Here is a 3,295-nt window from a genome sequence, read left to right as displayed (position 1 = left end):
GAGGCTCCCGTCGCCCTGGGGAACTCCGCGCAGCCCCGCGCCGCGGGCGCCCGCCGACCGGCCCGTTGAACTTGTCGAAACGCCCGTTGAGCCCGTCGAAACGCTCGTTGAGCCTGTCGAAGCGAGCCCCGCACCCGCGTAGGACCTTTCGACAGGCTCAAGGGCCGCAGACCCAACACTCGAAGCGCTCGTTGAGCCTGTCGAAACGCCCGTTGAGCCTGTCGAAACGAGCCCCGCACCCGCATAAGCCCTTTCGACAGGCTCAAGGACCACAGACCCAACACTCGAAACGCCCGTTGAGCCTGTCGAAACGAGCCCCGCACCCCCATAAGCCCTTTCGACAGGCTCAAGGGCCACAGACCCAACACTCGAAACGCCCGTTGAGCCTGTCGAAACGAGCCCCGAACCCGCACCAGTCCCTTCGACGGGCTCAAGGGCCACAGATCCGGCACTCGAAACGACGCCCTCCGGGCTCCAGAGTGGGTTCTTCTCGAACGGATACGGCGGAAGAGAGACGGTCCTGCGCTCGTCCGCGCGGTAGAAGGACGAGAAGTCGACCCGCGCACCGGCTTCGAAACCCGCGCGGATCGTGTCCTGAGCCTCCCTGCGTTCCCCGGGATCGGGTGAACGCAGCGACGCCACGAGCCCGGCGAGAAGCGACGCGTCCGCCTCCGCGCCGGAGGTGACGGCACCGGCGCGCGGGGCTTGCGCGAACACGTCGAGCGCAGCCGCGAACTCCGCGAGCGAGGACGCGAACACGATCGTGCGGTGACGGTAGTGCGGCCTGCGTTCGCACAGCGTGTACGAGACGTGGCAAGGCCCGATGTTTCCCGGAAGGCTCCGGGCCCATTCGGCGAGCTGCCGCGCCCTGCGGACAAGCGATCGCGACGTCTTGCCCGAGACCGCGAACGGGAAGTCCGTCGGCTCCCCCAACGGCACACGGAGTGAGCCGCTCGGGTCTCCCTCCTCGACGACCGACGCATCGGGCAGGTTCTGGATGGGACGTAGCACCACCATGTCGTCGCTCCTAGGCCTCTTGGATAACCAGGTGACAGTTCGTGCCGCTGAAGCCGAACGAACTCAGCGCGGCCGTGCGTTTCATGCCCCGTGGGGGGTCCCACGCGTGGGGTTCCGTCTCGATCCGGAACGGCCCGCCTGCGAGGTTGATCTTGGGATTGAGTCGTTCGAAGTTGGCCAGCGGCGGGACGGACCCGTGCTCCATGGCTTTGAGCACCTTGATGAGGCTCGAGATACCGGCTGCCATCGTCGTGTGGCCGATGTTGTTCTTCACCGATCCCAGCTCGCAGAAGCCGGCCTCGTCGGTGTACCGGGAGAACGTCTCGCGGAGTGCCTTGACCTCGATCGGGTCACCCAGCGCCGTCCCCGTCCCGTGGGCCTCGATCAGCGTGATCTCGCGCGGATCTATGTGGTAGCGCTCGTAGACCTCCACCTCGAGTTCGGTCTGGGCCCGGGGGCTCGGCGCGGTGATCCCGTTGGTGTGCCCGTCCTGGTTGATCCCGGAGCCCAGGATGACCCCGTATACGCGGTCCCCGTCGGCGAGCGCGTCCTCGTGGCGCTTGAGGACGACCGCGCCCGCGGCCTCCCCCATCGCGATGCCGTCGGCCTTCTCGTCGAACGCCCGGCATTCGCCCGAGGGCGAGACCATGCCCGCGTTCCTGGCCTGGACGTACAGCTCGTCGGTGACCATGACCCGGATGCCACCGGCGAGCGCCATGTCGACCTCGCCCGTCCTGAGGCTCTGGCAGGCCTGGTGAACCGCCACCAGCGAGGACGAGCAGGCGGTGTCGATGACCATGCTCGGGCCCCGGAGGTCGAGGTAGTAGGAGATCCTCGCCGGGAGGATCGAGCTCGCGTTGCCGGCGAAGACCTGCGACTGGTTGGCGACGTCCACCCCGTCGAATCGCTTCTGGTAGTCCCCCATCGCCGCGCCCACGAAGACCCCGACCCGTTCACCGCTGAGCTTGTTCTCCGGGTAGCCGGCGTCGTCGAAGGCCTGGTGGGCCACCTCGAGGAAGATCCGCTGCTGGGGATCCATGACCTCCGCGTCGATCGGCGAGATGTTGAAGAACAGGGGGTCGAACGACTCGATGTCGTCGAGAAGGGCGGGCCGGATCGTCTCGTCGTAGGCCTGGACGCCGAGCGTGTTGTTCCAGCGGCCCTGGGGAACCGGGCGCATGCTGACCAGACCCGAGACGAGGTTGTCCCAGAACGCGTCGACGTCATGGGCGTCCGGGAAGACACCCGCCATGCCCACCACGGCGATCCTGCCGGTCAGGGCGTCGGACACCCTCCCACCGGTTCCTCGGCCGTCCGGTCCGGTGACGGGTGTGGCAGTGGGAGGAGATGTCGTCGTCCCCGTGGGAGGCGTCGTCCTCAGCGCCACCTTCGGGCGCGTCCGCGATTCCTGGCCGTGCGAGGGCGCGTCCGGCCGGGGCATGTCACGGCTCACCGTCTCCTCGAGGAACTTGCGCCGCATGTCGCCGAAATGCGCGTCGTGGTAGACACCCTTCACCTCGTCCGACTCGAAGGGATTGACGGTTTTCCCCGCTCCGTCGTCGTCGGCCTTCGGGGAGGCCGGGGTCTGTGCGGGGACGAGGAGACCCGCGATGTGGGACGACAGTTGGTCGATATCGGGGTGGTCGTAGATGACGACCGAGTCGAGGTTGAGCCCGAACCGGGTGTTGGCGTCCCGGACCATCTCGAGCCCGCTGATCGAGTCGAATCCCATCTCCTGGAAGGTGAGTTGCGGGTCGAGGTCCCCCGGATCGAGGTGGAGGACGTCCGCCACGATCCGTGCGACCTGGGCGCGGACCTCACGGCCGTTCGGGCGACCCGCCGGAGCCTGGTGCGCCGGCTCCGCCGTCGCGGTGAGGGTGCCACGTGACGATCGCGACTGTTCGGCGACGTGCCCGGCGAGGTCGGTCACATGCGGGAAGTCGTAGAGGACGGTCGAATCCAGGTTGAGGCTGTGGCGAACGTTGAGGTCGCGGACGATCTCGAGCCCGCTGATCGAGTCGACGCCCATCTCGCTGAAGCTGAGCTCGTCGGCGACCTCAGCAGCATCGATGTGGAGGACTCCCGCGACGCACGCCCGCACCGACTCCGCGACCGCCTCGGCGGCGTCGGCCTGCCTACGAGGCGGCTTCGCCTCCGGCGCAGGCTCGGGCTCGGCGGCCTGGTCCTTCAGCAGCGCGAGCGCCTCCGACTTCGAGATGGTCTTGCTGGCAAGACGGGCGAATATCTCAAGGCGATCCATGTCACCGACCTTTCTTCG

General features: G+C 67.7%; 1 protein-coding gene. It reads right to left on the bottom strand.

Annotation, left to right across the window (positions count from 1 at the left end; translation table 11 throughout):
• Positions 1–1,027 precede the first annotated feature (1,027 nt).
• The gene (locus FB473_RS06290) at positions 1,028–3,277 is read right to left on the bottom strand and encodes a type I polyketide synthase (protein ID WP_167165668.1); all 2,250 of its coding nucleotides are present in this window, start codon (positions 3,275–3,277) and stop codon (positions 1,028–1,030) included.
• Between the last annotated feature and the right edge of the window lie 18 nt (positions 3,278–3,295).

This window comes from Brooklawnia cerclae, assembly GCF_011758645.1.
Lineage (GTDB): Bacteria > Actinomycetota > Actinomycetes > Propionibacteriales > Propionibacteriaceae > Brooklawnia > Brooklawnia cerclae.
The sequence above is the reverse complement of the archived record's forward strand: the minus strand, read 5'-3'. Positions and strand labels throughout refer to the sequence as shown.

Bases quoted from the DNA above. Each gene is read 5' to 3' on its own strand.
- FB473_RS06290 (WP_167165668.1), bottom strand. From the start codon at position 3,277: ATGGATCGCCTTGAGATATTCGCCCGTCTTGCCAGCAAGACCATCTCG.